We start from the raw sequence: 17,747 nt of genomic DNA, 5'->3' as shown, positions 1-17,747 counted from the left end.
GCATCATCGTTCGACTTGCATGTGTTAAGCACGCCGCCAGCGTTCGTCCTGAGCCAGGATCAAACTCTCCGTAAAAAAATACAGACCCAACACCCGAAGGCATCAGACCGAGTTGATTCTGACTGTTGACTGTCTACTGACAATCTTCAATCCAAAAGGAATTGCATCATGACCTGAACAACCGAAGCTGCCCAGGCACGAGGTCAATCAATAAATTGGCATTGACAATGTGCACGCTGTTGAGTTCTCAAGGACCAGACGCACTCCCCCACTCGACACCCGAAGATGCTCCGCCAGAGAGGCTGGTGAATCCGCTGCCCGGGGAAGAACCGTGGCGGACAAGATCCCCGGGTAAACCCAGTGACCGTCTCAGCCGTTCCGTTCTCCGCCGCCGTGGCAACGAGTGATTACTCTACGCAGGGACGAACGGCTGCGCCAAGCCAGGCTGCATCCCGGGCGTGTCGCCCGGAACGGCGCCGAACGCGGAACGGCCCGCTCCCCCGAGGGGGAACGGGCCGTGGGGTGACGAGCCGGGTCAGTGGCGCGCGATCACCGGGTTCTTGAGCGTGCCGATGCCCGAGATCGTGACCTCGACGACCTCGCCGTCGCGGATCTGGCCGACCCCGGCGGGGGTACCGGTCAGGATGACGTCACCGGGCAGCAGGGTCCAGATCGACGACACGAACTCGACCAGCGAGGGGATGTCGTGGACCATCTCGTTCGTCGAACCCGCCTGGCGCAGGTCGCCGTCCACGCGGGTCTCGATGCGGATGTCCGACGGGTCGATCTCGGTCTCGATCACCGGGCCGAGCGGGCAGAAGGTGTCGAACCCCTTCGAACGGGTCCACTGGCCGTCGCGGGCCTGCAGATCGCGGGCGGTCACGTCGTTGGCGATCGTGTACCCGAGCACGACGCTCGCGAAGTCCTCGCGCCGGACGTTCTTGGCGAGCGATCCGATCACGATGGCGAGTTCGCCCTCGTGGTCGACGCGGCCGATGTCCGCCGGCAGACGGATGGGTTCGTCGGGTCCGATCACCGAGGTGTTCGGCTTGAGGAACACCACCGGGTCGTCGCCGGCGCGCTCGTCCATCTCCGAAGCGTGCTCGAGGTAGTTGAGCCCCACCCCGACGACCTTCGACCGCGGGATGACGGGGGCGAGGAGCTTGGCGTCGGCGAGTGCGACGCGCTCCCCCGTGGTCTCGAACCCCTGGTACATCGGGTCTCCGGCGAGCACCACCAGGTGCCGCTCGTCGAGGATGCCGTACCGGGGGTCTTCACCCTTGCTGCTGAACCGTGCGATCTTCACCGTTCGACCCTACCCACGCCCGAGCCTCGATCAGGACGCGTCGGTCAGCTTCGTCATCCACCCGTGCGGGTCGGGACGACGGCCGTACTGGATGTCGGTGAGCTCGTCGCGCAGGGACATCGTGAGTTCCCCGGCGCCCTCGGTCGGCGAACCGATCGTGAAGCCCTCGCCGCGGAGCTCCGCGATCGGCGTCACGACGGCGGCCGTCCCGCAGGCGAACGCCTCGGTGATGGAGCCGTCGGCCACACCGTCACGCCACTCGTCGAGGGTCACCCGGCGCTTCTCGACCGTGAGCCCGCGGTCCTCTGCCAACTGCAGGATCGAGTCGCGCGTGATGCCCTCGAGGATGGAGTCGGAGTCGGGCGTGACGAGCGTGCCGTCGGACTTCACGAGCACGACGTTCATGCCGCCGAGTTCTTCGAGGTACTTGCCCTCGACCGAGTCGAGGAACATGACCTGCTGGCACCCGTGCTCGTAGGCCTCCTGCTGTGGCAGCAGCGACGACGCGTAGTTGCCACCGGTCTTGGCGGCACCGGTCCCGCCCTTGCCGGCGCGGGCGTACTGGGTGGAGAGCCAGATCGAGACCGGCTTCGGGCCCGAGGTGAAGTACGCCCCGGCTGGGCTCGCGATGCAGTGGTACGCCACCGCCTGCGCCGCACGCACCCCCAGGAACGACTCGGTCGCGATCATGAACGGCCGGAGGTACAGGCTCGTCTCGGGCGCGGACGGCACCCAGTCGACGTCGGTCTGCACGAGCTGCCGGATCGACTCGACGAAGGCCTCGACCGGCAGTTCCGGCAGCGCCAGCCGACGGGCCGACCGCTGGAACCGACGAGCGTTGGCGTCCGGGCGGAAGGACCACACCGACCCGTCCGCGTGCCGGTACGCCTTGAGCCCCTCGAAGATCTCCTGCGCGTAGTGCAGCACGCTGGCGCTCGGGTCGAGCGAGAGCGGGCCGTAGGGGTGGATCGAGGCACCGTGCCAACCACCGTCGAGCGTCCACTCGACGGTGGCCATGTGGTCCGTGAAGTGCTTGCCGAAGCCCGGGTCGGCGAGGATCTCCTCGCGCTCGGCGGCGGCACGACGGTCCGCGGACGGGGTGGTGGCGAACTCGAGTCCGAAGGCGGTGTCGGTGCTCATGGGGAGGGCTCCTTCTCAGGCGGTGGTGGTGCGTGCCGTGGCCGCGGCGGCGATGGCGTCGCCGATCTCGGCCGTGCGACGCTGCGTGGTGCCCCGGTCTGCCAGGTCTGCCTCGACGGCCCGCGTCACCGCCGTCGCCAGGTCGCTGCGACCGATGTGGTCGAGCAGCAGGGCGACGGAGAGGATGGCGGCCGTGGGATCGGCCTTCTGCTGACCCGCGATGTCCGGCGCGGAGCCGTGGACCGGCTCGAACATGCTGGGGAAGGTGCCGTCCGGGTTGATGTTGCCCGAGGCCGCCAGACCGATGCCGCCGCTGATCGCGCCGGCCAGGTCGGTGATGATGTCGCCGAAGAGGTTGTCGGTGACGATGACGTCGAACCTAGCAGGATCCCGCACCATGTGGATGGTGACCGCATCGACGTGCTGGTAGTCCACCGTGACGTCCGGGAACTCCGCCCCGACGGCCGCGACCGTGCGCTGCCACAGGGCCCCGGCGTGCACCAGGACGTTGCTCTTGTGCACGAGCGTGAGGTGCTTCCGTGCCCGACGGTTCGCCAGGTCGAAGGCGTAGCGGACGACGCGCTCGACACCGAACGCGGTGTTCAGCGAGACCTCGGTCGCGATCTCCTGCGGCGTGCCCGTGCGGATCGCTCCGCCGTTGCCGACGTACGGCCCCTCGGTGCCCTCGCGGACGACGACGAAGTCCACCGCGCCCGGGTCGGCGAGCGGCGTCGCGACGGCGTCGTGGACCTTGGTCGGTCGCAGGTTGACGTAGTGGTCGAACGCGAAGCGCAGCTTCAGCAGGAGCCCACGCTCGATGATCCCGCCGGCGAGCCGGGGGTCGCGGGGGTCTCCGCCGACGGCGCCGAGCAGGATCGCGTCGTGCGACGCGATGGCGGACATGTCGTCCTCGGTGAGGATGTCACCGGTCTCGAGGTAGCGCGTCGCACCGAGGGAGAACGGGGTCTCCTCGATGACGAGGTCGTCCGGGGTCACGGCGTGCAGGACCTTGAGGGCCTCGTCGACGACCTCTGGTCCGATGCCGTCCCCGCGGATCACCGCGAGCTGGAGCGTCCGGACGGCCATCAGAGCGTGATGTCGATCTCGCGGAGCGAGGAGGCGTCGATCGCCCGGCCGACGTGCTCGAGGATCTCGGCGGGCACCGGCGAGTCGACGGTGAGGACGCTGAGCGCCTGGCCGCCGGCGGCTTCGCGCGAGATCTGCATCGCCGCGATGTTGATGCCGGCCTCGCCGAACTCCTTGCCGTAGACCGCGACGATGCCCGGGCGGTCGACGTACTCCATGACGACGTGGTGCCGGTCGAGCGGGACCTCGACGTCGTGCCCGTTGATCTCGACGAGCTTCTCGACCTGCTTGGGGCCGGTGAGCGTGCCGGAGACGCTGATCGCGGGGCCGTCGGACTGGGCGCCGCGGATCGTGAGCACGTTGCGGTACTCGGGGCTGTCGGTCTCGGTGATGAGCCGTACGGTGACACCGCGCTGCTCCGCGATGAGCGGGGCGTTGACGTAGGAGACCTGGTCGCTGACGACGTCGGTGAAGACGCCCTTGAGCGCCGCGAGCTTGAGCACGCTGACGTCGTACTCGGCGAGCTCGCCGTGGACCTCGACGTCGATGCTCGTGACGGGCGACGTGGCGAGGGCCGTGAAGACCTGGCCGAGCTTCTCGACGAGCGGGATGCCGGGGCGGACGTACGGGTCGATGACGCCGCCGGCGACGTTGACCGCGTCCGGCACGAGCTCGCCGCCGAGCGCGAGACGCACCGACTTGGCGACCGAGACGCCGGCCTTCTCCTGCGCTTCGTCCGTCGAGGCACCCAGGTGCGGCGTGACGACGACGTTGGGCAGTGAGACGAGCGGGGAGTCCTTCGGGGGCTCCGACACGAAGACGTCGAGGCCGGCACCCGCGATGGTGTTCGCGGTCAGTGCACGGTGCAGGGCGTCCTCGTCGATCAGGCCGCCGCGGGCGACGTTCACGACGAACGCCGTCGGCTTCATGAGCGCGAACTGGTCGTCCGAGATCATGCCGAGGGTCTCGGGGGTGCGCGGCATGTGGATCGTGACGAAGTCGGCACGCCGCAGCAGGTCGTCGAGGGAGACGAGCTCGACCCCGAGCTGCTGGGCGCGAGCCGTCGTGACGTAGGGGTCGTACGCGATCACCTGGACGCCGAAGGCCTGCAGGCGCTGCGTGATGAGCGCGCCGATGCGGCCGAGACCGATGATGCCGACGGTCTTCTCGTAGAGCTCGACGCCGGTGTACGACGAGCGCTTCCACGCACCGGCGGCCAGCGACGCGTGCGCGGCCGGGATGTGGCGGGCGAGCGACAGGATGTGCCCGACGGTGAGCTCGGCGGCGGAGATGATGTTCGACGTCGGCGCGTTCACCACCATGACACCGGCGGTGGTCGCCGCCTTGATGTCGACGTTGTCCAGGCCGACACCGGCACGGGCGACGACCTTGAGGTTCGGGGCCGCGGCGATCGCCTCGGCATCGACCTTGGTGGCGGAACGCACCAGCACGGCATCCGCGTCGGCGAGGGCCGACAGGAGCGCGGGGCGGTCGGTGCCGTCCACGTTCCGGATCTCGAAGTCGGGCCCGAGGGCGTCGACCGTGGCGGGCGAGAGTTCTTCGGCGATCAGGACGACCGGCTTCGACACAGCTGCTGTTTCCTCACGAGAGACGGTTGGTATCCCACCATGCTATCGACGTGCGCGGCCCGTTACGACCGCGGCGCCTAGAACTGCAGCAGGCTCGGCACGAACAGCTGCAGGTCGAGCCAGAGGGCGCCCGCCGCCGCGAAGGCGAGGACGAACACGGCGAGGGTGACCGCGAGCCGCGCACGACGCGTGATCACCAGGGCGACCACGAAGGCGACCGGGGCGATCAGGATGTCCAGGACCAGCCACACCCAGGGTGTGCTGGCCTGCAGCGACTCGCCACCGGAGGTGGTCGCGAGGAACGCGTTGAACTCGTCCACCCGCTGCGAGATCTGCGTGAGGTTCCCCACCGCCTGCACCGTCATGTAGGCGAAGAGCACGGCGAACACGAGCCAGACCGCGATGCGGCCGACGACCGGACCGCGCGACCGGCGGCCGACCGGCGTCGCGGCGGTCACCCGAAGCTCCGCGTCAGCAGGAACGGCCACGGGAACAGCACCACGGCACCGAGCAGCATCCAGAGCAGTCGTGTCCGGGTCCGGCTGCCGCGGGCGGCCCACAGCACCACCGTGAACCACAGCGCCGGCGCGAGGATGGCGAGGAACCGGAGCACCTCGACGAAGACCCTCAGGACGGTGTCGACACCCGAGACGTACGAGGTCGACGCCGTCAGCAGCCAGGCGACCGTGTAGAGCAGGTAGAGCCCACCGAACACGCCGAACCCGACGAGGGCGCCGGAGGTCTCCGGTGCCTCGGGGTCGCGGTCGCCACGGTCCTTGACGGCGACCGGATTGTGCGCGGCGTCGACGTGGGTGGCGTCGTCGGCGTCACCCCAGCTGAGCGCCTCGTCGTCGTGGTCGACGGCGTTCGTCACGTCCGGGTCGACCGACCCGTCGGGTGGGGATGCTGCCGTGTTCATGCCTCGATCCTACGAGGGACCGGCGCACGGGGAGACCACGGGTTCCCGGTGGGAGGTGCGCTCAGGCGTCGGCGGGCTGCGTCGCGAGCACCTCGGCGACGACATCGCGCACGGCGGGGAAGAGCGGGTGGCTCTCCATCAGGCCGGTGAGGATCTCGGTGAGCGCGTGCGCCGTCGCGCCGGAGCGGAGCAGCGCGTGCAGCTCGATCGACTCCGGGTCGTTCTCGTCGTCGAACGCGAGCGCGACGCGGACGGCCCCGAGCAGGTGCTCGACCGGCAACCCGCGTTCGGCGAGCTGCGCGGCGGGACCGACGAAGCGCTCGCGTCGGCCGAGCTTGCGGAGCGGGTTGCGTCCGACGCGCACGGTGGTGTCGGGCAGGTGCGGGTTCGCGATGCGCGACAGGTTCGCCGCGACGTACCGTGCGTGGTCCTCCGGGTCGAAACCGTGCTTCGCGACGAGCAGCGCGGTGGTCTCGGCGAGCACGCCGTCGACCTCGGCACGGACGGCGTCGTCCTCGAGGGCTTCACGGATGAGCCGGATGCCCCGGACGTAGCCGTGGTAGGCGGCCGTCGCGTGCGCGGTGTTCACCGTGTAGAGCTTGCGCTCGACGAAGGGCTGCAGGTCGTCGACCCAGGTGACGCCCTCGATCGTCGGGGGTTCGGCGTCGGAACCGAGGAACGGCGTGCGCTCGATGACCCACTCGTAGAAGGGCTCGAGCACGACGTCGAGGCCGCCGGACTGCCCGAGCACGCCGGACTGGTCGGGGACGATGCGGTCGATGGCGCAGTTCGCGAACACCGCGGCGATGTCGCGGTCCTCGAGCACCGGCGCACGCCGGATGCTCGCGTGCAGCGAATCGGTGGCGTTGAACGCGTTCTCGCACGCCACGATCGTGACGTCGCCGCGCTCGAGCGGACGTGCCGCGAGACCCTCGGCGATGAGCGGTGCGACGAGCGGGAGCGTCCGGGCGCCGACGGCGGTCGTCACGACGTCCGCCTCGGCGATCGCCTGGATCACGCGGTCGCGGTCGGTCTTGCTGCTGAGCGCCCGGAAGCCGTAGACGAGGTGCTCGACCGGCATCTCGCCGACCTCGTGCACCACGAAGCGTCCGGCTTCGTTCAACGCGGAGACCACACGGTCGTCGACGTCGACGAAGGTGAGCTCGTAGCCGCTCGCCACGAGGAACTGGCCCACGAACCCACGCCCGATCTTGCCGGCGCCGATGTGGACCGCTCGTTTCGTCACCGCCATCCGATGATCATCCCATGCTGGTCGGTCCGCCCCTGACCGCTCGTGCGGACCGCGGACGACGGCTGTCGCACATCGTCCGGGCGCACGCCGAGGGGACGCCGGTCCACGGCGTCGGGGCTGGAGAAGAGCTGCTGCATAACGTTCGGGTCACGTCGCGAGGCGGCGGTGCAAGGGCTGCACCGCCGCCTCGTCATCGAGTGTTCCTCGGAAGACTACCGCGCTGCCGAGCCGTCCACGTAGTCGCCGTCGTTCTGCTTCCACGCGAAGAGCGCGCGGAGCTCGCGGCCGGTCGCCTCGATCGGGTGGCCCTCGCCCTTGGCGCGCAGCGCCTTGAACTCGGGTGCGCCGGCGTCCTGGTCGTCGATGAAGCGCTTCGCGAAGGCACCGTTCTGGATGTCCGCGAGCACGGCCTTCATGTTCTCCTTGACGTCGGGCGAGATCACGCGCGGGCCGGAGACGTAGTCACCGAACTCGGCGGTGTCGGAGATCGACCAGCGCTGCTTGGTGAGGCCGCCCTCCCAGATCAGGTCGACGATCAGCTTGAGCTCGTGCAGGACCTCGAAGTACGCGATCTGCGGCTGGTAGCCCGCCTCGACCAGGGTCTCGAAGCCGTACTGGATGAGCTGCGAGGTGCCACCGCACAGGACGGCCTGCTCGCCGAACAGGTCGGTCTCGGTCTCCTCGGTGAAGGTCGTCTTGATGCCGCCGGAGCGCAGACCACCGATGGCCTTCGAGTACGACCAGGCGAGGTCCCAGGCGGAACCCGACGCGTCGACCTCGACGGCGACGATGACGGGGACGCCACGGCCGGCCTCGTACTCGCGACGGACGGTGTGACCCGGGCCCTTCGGGGCGACGAGCGACACGTCGACGCCCTCGGGCGCCTCGATGTAGCCGAAGCGGATGTTGAAGCCGTGGCCGAAGACGAGCGTGGCGCCCGGCTTGAGGTTCGGACGGATGTCGTCGGCGTAGACGATGCGCTGGACCTGGTCCGGCGCGAGGATGACGACGACGTCGGCCCAGGCGGTGACGTCGGCCGGGGTGAGGACCTCGAAGCCGGCCTCTTCGGCCTTCTGGCGGCTCTTCGAGCCCTCCTTGAGGCCGATCTTGACCTCGACACCCGAGTCACGGAGGTTGAGGGCGTGGGCGTGGCCCTGCGAGCCGTACCCGATGACGGCGACCTTCTTGCCCTGGATGAGCGTCAGGTCGGCGTCGGCGTCGTACACGATGTCAGTCACGAGGGTGTGTCTCCTTGGTTCTGGTGGATTGTGGGGGTGGCGGACCGCTGGTCAGCGCACCCGGTCGGTGATGCTCTTCGGTCCGCGGCCCATGCCGAGGAGTCCCGCACGGGCGAGCTCCTTGATGCCGTAGGGCTCGAGGACGCGGAGGATCGCCTGGATCTTGCCGGGGTCTCCGGTCACCTCGACGATGAGCGAGTCGTTCGCGACGTCGACGACCTGTGCGCGGAACAGGTTCACTGCCTCGAGCACGGCCGACCGTGTCTGGTTGTCGACGCGGACCTTCACGAGCATGTGCTCGCGCTGGACGGACTGCGAGAAGTCCAGTTCGACGATCTTGATGACGTTGACGAGCTTGTTGAGCTGCTTCGTCACCTGCTCGAGCGGGAGGTCCTCGACGTCGACGACGACGGTGATCCGGCTGAGGCCGTCGACCTCGGTGTTGCCGACGGCGAGCGACTCGATGTTGAACCCGCGGCGGGCGAACAGGCCCGCGACACGGGTCAGCAGACCGGGCTTGTCCTCGACGAGGAGGGACAGGACGTGGCTCATGCGGTTTCCCCCGTCATGTCGGCGTCCTCGTCGTCCCAGGTGGGTGCGAGGGCCTGGGCGTACTCGATGGACGAGTTGCTGACCCCCTGCGGGACCATCGGCCAGACCATCGAGTCACGGCTCACGACGAAGTCGATCACCACGGGGCGGTCGTTCGTCTCGAGTGCGAGCTGGATGGCGGCGTCGACCTCGTCGGCCTTCTCGACGCGGATGCCGAGGGCGCCGTACGCGTCCGCCAGCTTCACGAAGTCGGGCACTCGGCGCGAGTCGTGGCCGGTCTCGAGGTCGGTGAACGAGTGACGACCGTCGTAGAACAGCGTCTGCCACTGCCGCACCATGCCGAGCGACGAGTTGTTGATGATCGCGACCTTGATCGGGATGTCGTTGATGACGCAGGTCGCGAGTTCCTGGTTCGTCATCTGGAAGCAGCCGTCGCCGTCGATCGCCCAGACCACGCGGTCCGGCTGGGCGACCTTCGCGCCCATCGCCGCGGGGACGGAGTAGCCCATCGTGCCCGCGCCGCCGGAGTTCAGCCAGGCGTTCGGGCGCTCGTACTTGATGAACTGCGCCGACCACATCTGGTGCTGTCCGACACCCGAGGCGTAGACGGCCTCGGGTCCGGAGAGCTCGCCGATGCGCTTGATGATGGCCTGCGGGGCGAGCAGCCCGTCGGTCGGCTCGGCGTACCCGAGCGGGAAGTCGACCTTGAGCTGGCGGAGCTTCGTCCACCAGTCGGCCGTCGAGGCGCGGTCGTCGACGGCGATGCCGCCCCACGCGTCGAGCAGGTCGACCAGGACCTCACGGGCGTCGCCCACGATCGGGACGTCGGCGAAGCGGATCTTCGAGATCTCGGCCGGGTCGATGTCGACGTGCACGACCTTGGCGTTCGGCGCGAACTCGTCGGCCTTGCCCGTCACGCGGTCGTCGAAGCGGGCACCGAGCGCGATGATCAGGTCGCTGTCCTGCAGACCGAGCACCGCCGGGACGGTGCCGTGCATGCCGGGCATGCCGAGGTGCTGCGGGTGCGAGTCCGGGAAGGCACCGCGTGCCATCAGCGTCGTCACGACGGGCGCACCCGTCGCCTCGGCGAAGCGGAGCAGCTCGGCGGTCGCGCGGGAGCGGATCACGCCGCCGCCGACGTAGAGCACCGGACGCTCGGCCTCGGCCAGGAGCTGCGCGGCCGCGGTGATCTGCTTGCCGTGCGCCTTGGTGACCGGTCGGTAGCCGGGCAGGTCGATCTTGGGCGGCCAGACGTAGGGCGCCGACTTCTGCTGGGCGTCCTTCGTGATGTCCACCAGCACGGGGCCGGGCCGACCGGTCGTCGCGATGAGGTGCGCCGCGGCCAGGGTCGCCGGCACGTCGGCCGGGTCCGTGACCAGGAACGAGTGCTTCGTGATCGGCATCGTGATGCCGACGATGTCGGCTTCCTGGAACGCGTCGGTCCCCATCAGCGTCGAGAACACCTGACCGGTGATCGCGATGAAGGGCACCGAGTCCATGTAGGCGTCGGCGATGGCCGTGACGAGGTTCGTCGCACCGGGGCCGGACGTCGCGATGGCGACACCGACCTTGCCGGACGCCGAGGCGTAGCCCTCGGCGGCGTGGCCGGCGCCCTGCTCGTGGCGGACGAGGATGTGGCGGATCGTCTTCGACGCCATGAGCTCGTCGTAGAACGGGATGATGGCACCGCCCGGCAGGCCGAAGACGTCGGTGATCCCGAGGTGCTCGAGCGTCCGGAGGACGGCTCCCGAGCCGGTCAGGATCTCCGGCGACCGGCGTGCACCGGCGGCCGCGGACAGCGGAGTTGCTTCCGTGGGCATGAGGTGGTCCTTGCCTGGAGAGGTGGCGATGGTGCGTGTGTCGAACGCTAGCCCGTGACCGCGCCCTGGGCGGCGGACTTCACGAGCTTGGCGTACTTCGCGAGGACTCCGCGGGTGTAGCGCGGGGGCAGCGGGGCCCAGCCGTCACGGCGGGCCTCCAGCTCGGTCGGGTCGACCAGTAGGTCGAGCGAGCGAGCCGCGATGTCGACACGGATGCGGTCGCCATCGCGCACGAAGGCAACTGGACCTGCGTCCACTGCCTCGGGTGCGATGTGGCCGATGCACAGGCCGGTTGTGCCGCCTGAGAATCGTCCGTCGGTCAAGAGTAGTACATCCTTGCCGAGGCCCGCGCCCTTGATGGCTGCGGTGATGGCGAGCATCTCGCGCATGCCCGGGCCGCCCTTGGGGCCCTCGTAGCGGATGACGACGACGTCGCCCTTCTGGATCTTGCCCTCGGTGAGGGCGTCCATCGCGGCACGCTCGCGGTCGAACACCCGCGCGGGGCCCTCGAACACCTCGGCGTCGAAGCCCGCGGTCTTCACCACGGCGCCCTCGGGGGCGAAGGTCCCCTGCAGGACGGTCAGGCCGCCGGTCTCGTGGATCGGGTTGTCGAGCGTGCGGAAGACCTCGCCGTCGAGCGCCGGCGGGTCGATCTCGGCCAGGTTCTCGGCGACGGTCTTGCCCGTGACGGTGAGGCAGTCACCGTGCAGCAGGCCGGCGTCGAGCAGCGCCTTCATGATCACCGGGATGCCGCCGTTGCGGTCGACGTCGACCATGACGTACTTGCCGAAGGGCTTCATGTCGGCCAGGTGCGGGACCTTCGAACCGATGCGGTTGAAGTCGTCCAGCGACAGCTCGACCTCGGCCTCGTAGGCGATGGCGAGCAGGTGCAGGATGACGTTGGTGGAGCCGCCGAGGGCCATCGCCACGGCGATCGCGTTCTCGAAGGCTTCCTTCGTCAGGATCTGGCGGGCGGTGATCCCGTGCTCGAGCATGTTCACCACGGCCTCGCCGGAGCGGTGCGCGTAGTAGTCACGGCGGCGGTCGGCGCTCGGCGGGGCTGCGGAGCCCGGCAGCGACATGCCGAGGGCCTCGGCCACGCTCGCCATGGTGTTGGCCGTGTACATGCCACCGCAGGCGCCCTCGCCCGGGACGATGGCGCACTCGATCTTCTTCAGCTCTTCCTCGGACATGGTGCCGGCCTTGCAGGCACCGACGCCCTCGAAGGAGTCGATGATCGTGACTTCCTTCATCGTGCCGTCGGCCTGCTTCACGTAGCCCGGCATGACCGAACCCGCGTACAGGAACACGCTCGCCAGGTCGAGGCGCGCGGCGGCCATGAGCATGCCCGGCAGGGACTTGTCACAGCCGGCGAGCAGGACGGTGCCGTCCAGGCGCTCGGCGTTGACGACGGTCTCGACGCTGTCGGCGATGACCTCGCGCGAGACGAGCGAGAAGTGCATGCCCTCGTGGCCCATCGAGATGCCGTCCGAGACGGAGATGGTGCCGAACTGCAGCGGGTAGCCGCCGCCGGAGTGGACGCCTTCCTTGGCGCCCTGCGCGAGGCGGTCGAGCGAGAGGTTGCAGGGCGTGATCTCGTTCCACGAGGACGCGATGCCGATCTGCGGCTTGCTCCAGTCCTCGTCTCCCATACCGACGGCCCGCAGCATGCCACGCGAGGTGGTTGCTTCGATCCCGTCGGTGACGACCCGGCTGCGCGGCTTGACGTCGATATCAGGCATGGAGCGAGTCTAGGACGCTTTGGGATACCAGTTGGACAACAACATGCGTTCGCATGTTCTGGAGCCCGACCGGGAGGCCCGGATCACCCTGGTCAGCGCGTCGCACGGATCCTGGCGAGCTGCTTCAGGACGCCGGTCAGGGCCGCCGGGTCGGCGATGCGGTACCCGGCACGGGTCTCCCCCGGGCCCACCTTCACGCCGACGTCGCCGTCACCGAGCACGCGGAAGCCGTCCTCGTCGGTGACGTCGTCACCGGCGAAGAACACCGCGTCGGCACCGTGGAGCTCGCGCAGCCGGGCGATCGCGTCGCCCTTCGTGACGTGCCGGACGGCGAACTCGACGATGTCCTTGCCACCGCGCTCGAGCACGTCGGCGTCGGCCTCGTGCGCCGCACGGCTCGCGTCGGCGTTCGCCTGCGCGGCGACCTCGGCGCTCACGCGACGGGTGTGCACGCCGTGACCGGCCGGCTTGTGCTCGATGACGACGCCCGGGTACCGCGCGCCGACCTCGTCGAGCGCCGCACCGATGCGTGCGACCCGGGCGACCTCGTCGTCGGTCAGGGCGGCCTCGTCGTGGCCGTCCACGCGCCACTCGACGCCGTGCGACCCGACCAGCGCCATGTCCTGCGGCGCGTGCGACACGGCCGCGAGGCTGCCGAGCGGGCGACCGGAGACGAGCACGACCTCGGTGTCCTTCGCACGGTGCAGGGTCAGGACCGCTGCCCACGAGCCCGGCAGAGCACCGACCTGCGACGGCTCGTCGGCGAAGGGCGCGAGCGTGCCGTCGAAGTCGAGGGCGACGATGAGTCGCGGCGCAGCCGCGAGCGTCTCGAGAGCCGTGTCGATGGCGGTCTGGTCGGTGGTGGTCTCAGTCATCACGTGCCTCCCGGGTGTCCTCGGCAGCCCTGGCGGACTGGGCGTCCTGGTCGAAGATCGACATGTTGTCGGTCTGCGCCTCACGGTGTCGGTCCGCCGGGTCGGTGGCGGACGGGTCGAGCTGGGCGTTCCGCGGCGCGTGCCGGTCGAGCGCCTCGAGGAACGAGCGCGACCAGCGCGCCACGTCGTTGTCACGCACCCGCTTCCGGAGCGCACGCATGCGCGTCGAGCGCTCGCGGCGCGGCATCTCGATCGCGCGCTCGATGCTGTCCTTCAGCGCGCCGATGTCGTGCGGGTTGACGATGACGGCCTGCTTCAGTTCGTCGGCGGCACCGGCGAACTCGGACAGGATGAGCACCCCGTCACTGTCGAAGCGGGCCGCGACGTACTCCTTCGCGACGAGGTTCATGCCGTCCCGCAGCGCGGTGACGAGCATGATGTCGGCGGCCAGGTAGAGCGCCACCATCTCCTCGCGCGGGTAGCCGTGGTGCAGGTACGAGATCGGCTGGTGGCCGATGACCCCGAGGTCGCCGTTGATGCGGCCGACGCTCAGCTCGATCTCGTCGCGGAGCGTGGCGTAGGTGTCCACGCGCTCGCGGCTCGGGCTCGCGACCTGGATGAGGGCGGCGTCCTCGACCTTGATGCGGCCGTCCTCGACGAGCTCGCCGAAGGCCTTGATGCGGTGCCGGATGCCCTTGGTGTAGTCGAGGCGGTCGACCCCGAGCAACACCGTCTTCGGGTTGCCGAGGCTCTCGCGGATCTCGCGGGCACGCTCCTGCACCTCGGGACGGCGCGCGATGTCCTCGAAGGCCTCGGCGTCGATCGAGATCGGGAAGTGCCGGGCCTCGACGTGGCGGACTGTGATGCCCTTGCGGCTGCGCGGTGCGTCCGGGTCGTCGACGGGGACGTCGATCGTCTGCCCCTTCGTCGTGTAGCCCTTGATGTGACGGACCGCGCGGAGGAAGTCGCTCGCGTCGTCGTGGCGCTGGAAGCCGATGACGTCGGCGCCGAGCAGGCCGTCCAGGATCTGCGCGCGCCAGGGCAGCTGGGCGTAGATGCCGACCGGCGGGAACGGGATGTGGTTGAAGAAGCCGATCGTCAGGTCGGGACGCTTGGCCCGGAGCAGTGCCGGCACGAGCTGCAGCTGGTAGTCCTGCACCCAGACGATGCCGTCCTGCTCGGTGATCTCGGCGATCTGGGCGGCGAAGCGCTCGTTGACCCGCTTGTAGGCGTTCCACCAGTCGCGGTGGTAGCTCGGGTGCTCGATGACGTCGTGGTACAGCGGCCAGAGGGTGTCGTTGCTGAAGCCCTCGTAGTACTCCTCGACGTCGTCGTCGGACAACGGGACCGGCACGATGTGGATGCCCTCGTTGTCGAACGGCTCGACCTCGACCTCGGGCTGGCCGACCCAGCCGACCCAGGCCCCGTCGTTCGCGCGCATCACGGGCTCGAGGGCGGTGACGAGGCCACCGGGCGAGTGCCGCCATCCCTCGTTGCCGTCCTGGTCGACGACCCGGTCCACCGGCAGGCGGTTCGAGGCGACGACGAAGGCGTACTTGGTGGAGGAACGAGAAGGCGCAGACACGGTGGGAACCTACCAGCGCCCGGACAGCGGATTCACGGCGGATCGGCGGGTTCCGGTACGCTGCGGGTGCGTGTCGGGGGGACACGGGTGCTGGCGTGCGGCATCGGCCTCCCGGTCGGAGAGGACCCACCAGCCATGAGCGAGAACCCGCCGAACCCGCCCGTCCCGCCCGTCCCGCCGGGGCAGCCCGGCCCGCAGTCGTCGGATGCGTTCGGTCGCCTGCTGCGGTCCGTGTCCGGCCGTGACTGGCTGGCCGCCGTGCTCGCCGCCGTCGGCGGCTGGGTCGCCGCCTACGTGGTCGCTGCGATCTCACTGCTCCTCACCGTCGCCGTGCTGGCAGCGGGCGGATCCGGTTCCGTCGGGTCGGGGTCGACCGGCACCGGGACCGACCTCGGCGCCGGGAGCACCCCCGACGTCCAGTCGCTGCTGTCCGGGGTCAGCGTCCTGCTCGGCACCCCCGCCCAGCTCGTCGCCCTCGCCGACCTCGGCCGTCTGCACCTGTCCGGCTCGATCGGCTTCCTCGGGTCGGGGTCGGGCGCACTCGCGGTCGTCCCGGCGCTCGTGCTCGCCGCGCAGGTCGTGCTGGCCGTCGTGCTCACCCGTCGCATCCGCACCCGCGGCCTCGGGCGCACCCCGATCCTGCTGACCGCCGTCCTGTCCGGGCTGGTGACCACGGTGCTGACCAACGCCGCCGCGGGCATCCTCGCCATCCGGTTCCCCGCCGTCTCCGGCGCCTCCATCGACCCCGTGCACGCGGTCGGCCTCGGCAGCATCCTCGGGGCCTTCGTGATCGGCGCACTCGCCGCGGTGCTCGCACGCCCGTCGGCCCTGCTCGGCCGGAACGTGTTCGCCGGTCGCGTCCTCGGCACGCTGCGCGTCGCGGCGTCGCAGCTCACGGTGCTCGTCGTGCTGGTGACGGTCGTCGTCATCGTCGTCGCCCTGGTCGCACAGCCCTCGTGGGGCGCAGCGCTGCCGGTGCTCGTCGGCAACGTCGCGGTCGGCCTCACCGCCCTCGGCTTCCTCGGCGGCGTCGGGCTGTCCGGCTTCGGGTCGGCGGGCAGCACGGCGTCGGTCTTCGGCGGCGCCGGCGGCTGGACCTGGCTCGTCGTCCTGCTCGTCGTCGTGACCTCGGTCGTCGCGGGCCTCGCACTCGCTGTCCGCCGCAACGACCGGTTCCGCACCACGCTGGACTGGGTCGTGACCCCGGTCGTCTGGTTCGCCCTCGGGCTCCTGCTCTTCGTGCTCGGCACCGGCCTGGTGTCCTACCAGGCGACGGGCATCAGCGCCGTCAGCGGGACCGGTTCGATCGGGATCGCACCGTGGACGCCGCTCGTGTTCGCGCTGTGGGGCGGCGCGATCGAGGCCGTGGCACGGTACCTCGCGCCCGTGCTGCTCCCCCGCCTCGGCGGTGGCGTCGTGCTGCGGACCTCGCGCCTCGTCGGAGCGGACCCGCGCCCGGCGGCCGCACCGACCTTCCCGGCAGCGACTCCGGCGTTCCCGCCGGCCGGCCCGGCGTTCCCGCCGGCCGACCACGCGTTCCCGTCGGCGGCGCCCGCGGGCGACCCGGCAGCAGCAGCGTGGGCGGCGACGCCCGGCGTCGGCCACCCCGGTCAGCCGGAACAGCCCTTCGTCGGCGGCGGCGCTCCCACGCCCGCTCCGATGTCGCCGCGCGCCAAGAAGGTCCTGGTCCGCTCGCTCATCGCCGGCGGCGCCGTGGTCGTCGTCGTCATCGCGGGAGCCGTCACCACCGGTGTGCTCCGTGCCAACGTGTGGGGGCCGGCTCCGACCGTGAAGTCCTACGTGCAGGCCATCGCGAGCGGGGACGCCGACACCGCCGCCCGACTCAGCGAGGTGCCGTCCGACGCCGCCATGCTCGACACCGCGGTGCTGAAGAGCGCGAAGGACCGTCCGTCGGACATCCGCGTCGGCCGCGTCTCGACGAGCGGTGACACCGCCCTCGCCACCGTCAGCTACACCCAGGGCGGCAAGAACCGCTCCGGCCAGGTCAGCCTCCGGCGCACCGGCACCTCGTTCCTGGTGAAGGACGAGTGGCGCGTCACTGAGCCGCTCGCCCAGACCGTCACCCTGACCGCGTCCGAGGTGCTCGAGGGTGCCCCGGTCACGGTCGGCGGCAAGGAGATCGGCGAGATCAGCGACGGCCGGTTCACCTCGCTCGCCTACCCCGGCACCTACGAGGTGCAGGTCGGCGGGACGAAGTACTTCACCGGCGGCACCGAGCAGGTGTCGGTCGGTGCGACGTCGTCCGGGTACGTCGACTTCACCCCCACCGCCACGAAGGCGCTGCAGCAGGACGCCGAGCAGTACGTGACCGACCTGATCGACGACTGCGCCACGAAGACCGACCTCAGCGCGCTGAGCGGGTGCCCCTGGTACGGCCCGTACGACGCTGATGGTGCCGTGCGCTACGACGTCACGACCATGCCCGAGGTCGAGGTCGAGGCCTCCGGTTCGGGCACGGTCATGGTGCAGAGCACGAAGGACGGTGTCGTCGAGTACGACTACACCTCGTACTTCGGGGACGAGGAGCACGGCGAGGACAGCTTCGATGTGTACCAGTACCTGAAGGTCGAGGACGGGAAGCTCGTCTCCGCCTACTGACGCACCACCGAACGCGACGACGGC

Annotated in this window: 14 protein-coding genes and 1 rRNA gene; 1 reads left to right on the top strand and 14 read right to left on the bottom strand. The window is 70.0% G+C overall.

Annotation, left to right across the window (positions count from 1 at the left end; all coding sequences use genetic code 11):
• The 14 genes from EDF53_RS03860 to otsA all read right to left on the bottom strand — a co-directional run.
• Positions 1–75, bottom strand: a 16S ribosomal RNA gene (locus tag EDF53_RS03860); the annotation flags it as partial.
• A 460-nt stretch (positions 76–535) separates the two neighbouring features.
• Positions 536–1,306 carry a fumarylacetoacetate hydrolase family protein gene (locus EDF53_RS03855; RefSeq protein WP_123292275.1) on the bottom strand — a complete coding sequence of 257 codons (771 nt, stop codon included), beginning with the start codon at positions 1,304–1,306 and terminating at the stop codon, positions 536–538.
• Between the two features lie 30 nt (positions 1,307–1,336).
• Positions 1,337–2,446, bottom strand: a complete 1,110-nt coding sequence (locus EDF53_RS03850; RefSeq protein ID WP_123292274.1) for a branched-chain amino acid aminotransferase — start codon at positions 2,444–2,446, stop codon at positions 1,337–1,339.
• Positions 2,447–2,461: 15 nt separating this feature from the next.
• Entirely contained in the window at positions 2,462–3,532 is a 1,071-nt protein-coding gene (locus EDF53_RS03845) for a 3-isopropylmalate dehydrogenase (RefSeq protein ID WP_123292273.1), read from the bottom strand.
• Entirely contained in the window at positions 3,532–5,121 is a 1,590-nt protein-coding gene (serA, locus tag EDF53_RS03840; protein ID WP_123292272.1) for a phosphoglycerate dehydrogenase, read from the bottom strand. The genes EDF53_RS03845 and serA overlap by 1 nt, the downstream gene beginning before the upstream one ends.
• Positions 5,122–5,198: 77 nt before the next feature.
• Entirely contained in the window at positions 5,199–5,579 is a 381-nt protein-coding gene (locus tag EDF53_RS03835) for a hypothetical protein (RefSeq protein WP_123292271.1), read from the bottom strand.
• Positions 5,576–6,040: a hypothetical protein gene (locus EDF53_RS03830; protein WP_123292270.1), complete on the bottom strand. Its 465-nt coding sequence runs from the start codon at positions 6,038–6,040 to the stop codon at positions 5,576–5,578. The genes EDF53_RS03835 and EDF53_RS03830 overlap by 4 nt, the downstream gene beginning before the upstream one ends.
• 61 nt (positions 6,041–6,101) lie before the next feature.
• Entirely contained in the window at positions 6,102–7,292 is a 1,191-nt protein-coding gene (locus EDF53_RS03825; protein ID WP_123292269.1) for a mannitol-1-phosphate 5-dehydrogenase, read from the bottom strand.
• 212 nt (positions 7,293–7,504) lie between these two features.
• Complete coding sequence (gene ilvC / locus EDF53_RS03820) at positions 7,505–8,530, bottom strand: ketol-acid reductoisomerase (protein WP_111085939.1); 1,026 nt, start codon at positions 8,528–8,530, stop codon at positions 7,505–7,507.
• Between the two features lie 51 nt (positions 8,531–8,581).
• Positions 8,582–9,082 carry an acetolactate synthase small subunit gene (gene ilvN, locus EDF53_RS03815; RefSeq protein WP_022907763.1) on the bottom strand — a complete coding sequence of 167 codons (501 nt, stop codon included), beginning with the start codon at positions 9,080–9,082 and terminating at the stop codon, positions 8,582–8,584.
• Positions 9,079–10,902, bottom strand: coding sequence for an acetolactate synthase large subunit (locus EDF53_RS03810; RefSeq protein WP_123292268.1), 1,824 nt, complete (start codon positions 10,900–10,902; stop codon positions 9,079–9,081). The genes ilvN and EDF53_RS03810 overlap by 4 nt, the downstream gene beginning before the upstream one ends.
• A gap of 47 nt (positions 10,903–10,949) precedes the next feature.
• Positions 10,950–12,644, bottom strand: a complete 1,695-nt coding sequence (gene ilvD, locus EDF53_RS03805) for a dihydroxy-acid dehydratase (protein ID WP_123292267.1) — start codon at positions 12,642–12,644, stop codon at positions 10,950–10,952.
• A gap of 92 nt (positions 12,645–12,736) precedes the next feature.
• A complete protein-coding gene (otsB, locus tag EDF53_RS03800) occupies positions 12,737–13,519 on the bottom strand; it encodes a trehalose-phosphatase (RefSeq protein WP_123292266.1) in 783 nt (260 codons plus the stop codon).
• Positions 13,512–15,104 carry an alpha,alpha-trehalose-phosphate synthase (UDP-forming) gene (gene otsA / locus EDF53_RS03795; RefSeq protein ID WP_123292265.1) on the bottom strand — a complete coding sequence of 531 codons (1,593 nt, stop codon included), beginning with the start codon at positions 15,102–15,104 and terminating at the stop codon, positions 13,512–13,514. The genes otsB and otsA overlap by 8 nt, the downstream gene beginning before the upstream one ends.
• 135 nt (positions 15,105–15,239) lie before the next feature.
• Between otsA and EDF53_RS03790 the strand changes: the two genes are divergently transcribed.
• Positions 15,240–17,723, top strand: coding sequence for a hypothetical protein (locus EDF53_RS03790; protein ID WP_123292264.1), 2,484 nt, complete (start codon positions 15,240–15,242; stop codon positions 17,721–17,723).
• Positions 17,724–17,747: the final 24 nt, after the last annotated feature.

The organism is Curtobacterium sp. PhB78 (assembly GCF_003751685.1).
GTDB lineage: Bacteria > Actinomycetota > Actinomycetes > Actinomycetales > Microbacteriaceae > Curtobacterium.
This window is presented reverse-complemented; position numbering and strand designations above follow the sequence as displayed.